3 protein-coding genes and 1 pseudogene are annotated in these 5,687 nt (G+C 67.1%); all 4 read left to right on the top strand.

The annotated features are described in order from the left end of the window. The first annotated feature begins 20 nt into the window (after positions 1 to 20). Positions 21 to 1,565: a hypothetical protein gene (locus ACIQF0_RS01790; protein WP_401023447.1), complete on the top strand. Its 1,545-nt coding sequence runs from the start codon at positions 21 to 23 to the stop codon at positions 1,563 to 1,565. A gap of 41 nt (positions 1,566 to 1,606) precedes the next feature. Further along, positions 1,607 to 3,436 (top strand): TraM recognition domain-containing protein, encoded by a 1,830-nt coding sequence (locus ACIQF0_RS01795; RefSeq protein WP_401023448.1) that lies wholly within the window; start codon positions 1,607 to 1,609, stop codon positions 3,434 to 3,436. After that, complete coding sequence (locus ACIQF0_RS01800) at positions 3,433 to 4,155, top strand: DUF4913 domain-containing protein (RefSeq protein ID WP_401023450.1); 723 nt, start codon at positions 3,433 to 3,435, stop codon at positions 4,153 to 4,155. Before ACIQF0_RS01795 ends, ACIQF0_RS01800 begins: the two co-directional genes overlap by 4 nt. Further along, positions 4,152 to 4,955: pseudogene (locus tag ACIQF0_RS01805) on the top strand (hypothetical protein); the annotation flags it as partial. The gene ACIQF0_RS01800 and the pseudogene ACIQF0_RS01805, both read left to right, overlap by 4 nt. Between the last annotated feature and the right edge of the window lie 732 nt (positions 4,956 to 5,687).

Below are 5,687 nucleotides of genomic sequence, written 5' to 3' on the forward strand. Positions count from 1 at the left end.
TCAACCGGGGGACGACACCTATGACGATCCGATTGTTCCGGCGCCGCAACAACAATGCATCGGAGCCTGCGCACGAAATCGCTCGATCCGTGGCCGACGCTGCGGCGCAACGTGCTGCGGCGTCTGCCGATCCGCTCGCTGACCTACGCGCCATGCCGGTTCCGCCGGCACGAGGCTGGGCGGTGCCTGGGGGTGGGCGCGACCACCATGTGGGTAGCGCGACCTTGTGGCAGGGCACCACGACTCAACTGGCCGGGCTGTTCCCGTTTGTCGGCGGCAGCGGTGCCCGCGTGCGCGGCGTGCCCATTGGGCACGACCTGCACACCCACGAGCCGGTCGGGCTGCATCCCGGGGAGTGGTTACGCGACGGCCTCATCAGCAACACCGGCGTCTGGATCCAGGCACAACCCGGGGTCGGCAAGAGCGCGTTCGCGAAACGGCTCGGACTGGGCCTGGCGGCGTTCGGATGGCTGACGTTCGTCCCCGCCGACATCAAGGGCGAGTACTCGCCGCTGATCCGCAGACTCGGTGGCAATGTCATCAAACTCGGCCGCGGCCACGACTCGATCAACCCGCTCGATCCCGGCCCGCTGCGGCATTTGCTGGCCACGACCATCAGCGGCCGCGACCGTGCGGCCTTGCGGGAGAACATCCGGGCCCGGCAGACGGCGCTGCTGGAAGGCCTGCTGCTGCTGGAACTGGAACGGCCGCCCACTCCGACCGAACGCAACCTGATCAGCCGCGCCCTCGACCTCGCTACCGACGCGCGCCTCGACGGCGAGCCCACGATCCCTGAGGTCCGCGAGGTTCTCGACCACCCGCCGCAGGCGATGCTGGATGCGGCGCGGGTGGGCGGGGACATTGACCGCTATTTCGAGCTGATGCGCGAGGTCTTGGCCTCACTCGACCTGCTCGTCGACGGGCCTCTGCGGGGCTTGTTCGACCGTCGTACCACCGCCCACCTCGATCCCGGCTCGCCCGCCGTGAGCCTGGACCTGTCGGTGCTCGATGAGGAGACCGACCAGATCGTCGCGGCCGCGATGCTGTGCTCCTGGGCGTGGGGCAGCGGCATGATCGAGGCCCGGCAAGCTGGCGCGGGACGGCCGGTCCTGTGGGTCCAGGACGAGGCGTGGCGCGCGTTGCGCGCGGGGCCGGGCCTGGTCGAGCGCAGCGACCGGATGACCCGGCTCAACCGGCACAAGGGCGTCGCATCGCTGTTCCTGACGCACTCGATGGACGACCTGCAAGCCCTGCCCAGCGCCGAAGACGTCGCGAAAGCACGCGGCATCGCCGCCCGCTGCGCCATCCACGTCTACGGCGGCCTGCCCGCCAGTGAACTCGGCTCGCTCGCGGTGCACCTGTCCAACCGCGAAGCGGAAATGCTCGCCGGTTGGCAGTCTGCGGGCACCTGGGTACCTGGCCACCGCCATCCAGGAAGAGGCCTGTACCTGGTCAAGTCTGGTGAGCGTGCGGGACTGCCGGTGCGGATGCGGCTGACGCCAAGCGAACTCGCGCTCTACAACACCGATTCGGCGTTCCAGCCCGTTGCAAGGACAGTCGCATGAGCAATCCGAACGAGCGTAGGCATGCTAGCGGAGCCATGCCCATGGCTCCTTGGCTGGTCGCCGGAGGAGTCGGGCTCGTCTTTGTTGTGCTTGGCATGGTGTGGGTTGCTGCTCACGTTGCAGGTGACTCAAGCTCGGTCCCGCCGTTCGAAGACCTCGCCGTTGCTGTTAAGAACAAAGGAGTTCAGGGCGTCATTGGCCACAATGGATCGTCGACGGTGTTCTACGCAGCGCTGATCGGGCAAGGCATTCTCGCTGTCGGACTAACAACAGCGGCTTGCGTCTTGGGTATGGCGCGCAGGCGACCGAACGACGGACTGCGTGCGATGAACTCGCCTGCTTCGGTTCGGGACATGCAACAAACCGCGATGGCGCAACGCGCCCTTGGCTTGCGCCCCTCTCTTGTTGGGAAGGACCCGAAGTCGTTGGTGCCTAGGGAGATTGGGGCTGCGCTCGGTGGTGTGGGCGGCAGGACTGTCTACAAGAGTCCGGAGGATGTCGAGCTGGTCATCTGTGGACCTCGGTCCAACAAGACTTCGGCTCGGGTAGTGCCAGAGATCCTTGGTGCCCCAGGCGCGGTGATCGCCACCAGTAACAAGAGCGACGTATGGGCGTTGACCGCCGAGCTGCGAGCAAAGGTTGGTCCGGTCTACTTGTTTGATCCTGCGCGGATCACCTTTCAACCCCAACAGTGGTGGCTCGACTTGCTGGCCTCAGTTACCGACTACGAGTCATCTGCTCGCATGGCTGCCTACTTCATGTCCGAGGTGGGCGGAGGGTCTGGCCGGACAGAACGTGCAGATCCGTTCTTCACACCTGCCTCTGCGACGCTTCTGGAGCAGCTGCTCTTGGCCTCTGCAAGTGCAGGCCTTACCTTGCGGGATGTCGTGTCCTGGGTTGCGACGCGATCTGACGAGCCCGCGATGCACCTGGAACGCGCTGGTTATCTGGAACAGGCTGTCGCACTGCGAGCAACCACCGAACTGCCTTGGGAGACACGCGGCGGCATCTACCAGGGCGTCGCTACCGCGCTGTCCTGCCTGCAATCGGAGACCGTGCTCCGCTGGGTCACACCGCCAAACACGTGGAAGAAGCCACCTGCTGAGCCCACGTCCATCCCTCAGTTGGACCTCTGGAATCTGATCACGGATCCAGGTGCGGCCCAACACCCCACGCTGTACCTGCTCTGTCGCGAAGGTGCGGGTTCCGCACGGCCAATTGTCGCGGCAATTGTCGGCGAGTTGATCGACATAGCCATCCGAGCTGCCAGCGCTCGTGGCGGTCGCCTGGACCCACCTCTGACCGTACCGCTCGACGAGGCGGCGAACATCGTGCGCGGTCTGGACCAGTTGCCGTCGTGGTACTCGTTCCTCGGTTCTCTGGGAGTCATGGTCACGACCATCCTCCAGTCACGTGAACAAGGTCGGGCCGTATGGGGGAAGGACGGTTTCGATGCGTTGTGGTCGGCGGCCACCATCAAAACTATCGGTGCAGGTGTTGCTGATCCTGACTTCTGCGAGGACCTCTCTCGGCTGATCGGTGACCACAAGGTCGAAGAGACATCGACTAGCCACTCGTCCGGAGGAGCATCGGTTTCTCGAAGCCTGCGCACCGAACGAATCCTCAGCGCAGCTGACATCGCCGCTCTAGCCCGCACCAACGCAGTTTTGTTCACCTCTGGACGGCGCCCCGCGATGCTCACGCTGCGTCCTTGGTACGCAGAGAAGGACGGCGAGCGCGAGGAGATCTCAGCTGCATCTAAGAACGCTACGGCCCAGATCCAGCAAGCTGCGGTCGAGCACCTTGGTCCCGATAATCCGGTGGCAGTTGCGCTTCAAGCCGAACGCCTACGGGCGGGCGGGCCACCATGACCTCGCCGCCGAGCAACAGTTTGGAGCAACTCGCCGAGCGGCTGATCGTTCTGGAGGATGCACAGCAGGCCGATCGGCGCCGTCTCCGAGCCGTCGAGCGCGACCAGTTCTTCCTCACTGAGCAAGTCCGCGTCACAGCTGACAAGTCCGAGGCCACAGGTCGCGGGCTGGACGAACTCGAGGCCGTGCTAACCGAGGTCTCGATGACCGCCGCGGAAAGCACCGACGCGATGAACGCCGCGCTGCAGCAACGTCAAGCCCACCTGGACACTGGTCCCGCCGACACCTCCGCGGTGCTCGCCACCCTGGGCCTGGCCGCGTCCGCCCTCCCTGGCAGCCCGACGCCCCCGCCGCCCGCCGACGACTTCCCCCAGTTGGCCGAGGTCTACGCGTGGGTCGACACCCATATCGCGCCGCTGACCCGCAAGACGACCACCACCGGCGAGGGCGGCGGGATCCGCTGGTGCCGACAGTGGTGGGAGCACATCGACGCGGTGGAGCGGTTCATGGCGCTGTACCTGGCGTTCCGCGAACTGTCGGCCGAGGAGTCGGCGACCTGGCTCAGCGTCTTCCTGCGCGATCACCTCGACCCGCACCTGTCCGTCCTGACCAGCCCGATCGGCCCGTTCAACGCCTGCACCCCCCAAAGGCACAGCACCGGATCCCAGGAACTCGGCCACGCCGAGCTTCCACTGCAGTCCTCGGGGGAGCAGCCATGACCGAACCGGAAGAGCACACCGCAGAGGCCGCCGGCCTGTCCGGGCCGATTGCCCGCGCCCGAGCCAGCCTCGCCGCGCTGGAGGTCCTCAACGAACTGCGGGACACCGGCAACTCTGCCTCCGCCAGCGACCGCGCTGTCCTGCAAGGCTGGTCCGGCTGGGGATCGCTGTCCAACGCGTTCGAGTCCGACCGTGCCGGGACCTGGGCGGAGATCGGTGAGCGGATCGAGTGGCTGCTGCCGCCCGCCGATCAGATCGAAGCCCGCCAGGCGACCTACAGCGCGTTCTACACCCCGCCCCACATCACGCAGGCGTGCTGGCAGTTGTTGCAGGGCTTGGGCTTCGGCGGCGGTCGAATCCTCGAGCCTGGGTGCGGCGCCGGCGTGTTCATGGAGCACACCCCGGCCGGACTGCGCGACGACGTGAGCTGGCTCGGCGTGGAGCGGGATCCGACCACCGCGGCGATCGCAGCCGCGATGCATCCGGACGCGCAGATCATGACCGGCGCGATCCAGCGCGCCCCGATCCCGGTCACCTCCGTCGACGCCGTACTGGGCAACGTGCCGTTCGCCGAGCACCTCGTGTACGACCCCAGCGCACCCACCGAGGTACGCACAAACCTGCACAACTACTGCATCTGGCGCAGCCTCGCGACGATGCGCCCCGGCGGCATCGCGGTGCTGATCACCAGCCGATACACGCTCGACGGCGCGAAGGACAACGCCGCCGCACGGCAACGGCTGTTCGAGATGGCAGACCTGCTCGGGGCGATCCGGCTGCCCAGCGCCGTGTGGCAGACCACCAAGGTCACCGCGGACATCCTGGTACTGAGGCGCCGCCGCAGCGACGAGGACGTGCGCACCCACGACCGCACGTGGCTGGACACCGAGTACGTGCCGGAACTGGACACCCAGGTCAACCGCCTGTTCGTCACCCGCCCCGATCTCGTCATCGGCGACATGCGCGCCCAGCGCGGCCGCTTCGGCCACACGCTGTCCGTGCAGTTCTCCCCGTCGGCGTCCATGAGCACGTGGGAGCAGGGTCTCGCCCAAGCCGTAGCGTCGCTGACCACCGCGCAGCCCGAGCAGCAGCACCGCACGTGGAAGGTGGACCCGGCCGCAACGCTGGTCACGACGGGAAACACACTGCTGGACGCGCACGGCCGCAAGGAAGGGTCGTTCCACATTGTCGACGGCCGGGCCATGGTCGTGCAGGACGGCGAGCTGCGAGCGATCCGCGTGCCCAGGCCACGTGATCGGCTGACCGGACCGTTCGCCAAGGCGCTCAGGGCCCGCATCGAGGGGCCCGACTGGCAGCCGAGTCCTGATGACCCCGGCATCCGCCACCGCGGTGACCTCGCCGTTCAGGAGGCGTGCCGCCTGCTGGTCTACACCGGCGACCTGGGCTGGCTTGAGCAGGCCACGGGCCCCGATGCCGAAGACGCCGGCTGGATCTTCGCGCAGGAGGCCACCGACCCGGACCTGCGGGCAGAGCGCGACGGGCGGGCGGATCTGGCTGAGCAGATCGCGCAC

It is taken from the genome of Lentzea sp. NPDC092896, assembly GCF_044754905.1.
Lineage (GTDB): Bacteria > Actinomycetota > Actinomycetes > Mycobacteriales > Pseudonocardiaceae > Lentzea.

Bases quoted from the DNA above. Each gene is read 5' to 3' on its own strand.
- ACIQF0_RS01790 (WP_401023447.1), top strand. From the start codon at position 21: ATGACGATCCGATTGTTCCGGCGCCGCAACAACAATGCATCGGAGCCT.
- ACIQF0_RS01800 (WP_401023450.1), top strand. From the start codon at position 3,433: ATGACCTCGCCGCCGAGCAACAGTTTGGAGCAACTCGCCGAGCGGCTG.
- ACIQF0_RS01795 (WP_401023448.1), top strand. From the start codon at position 1,607: ATGGCTCCTTGGCTGGTCGCCGGAGGAGTCGGGCTCGTCTTTGTTGTG.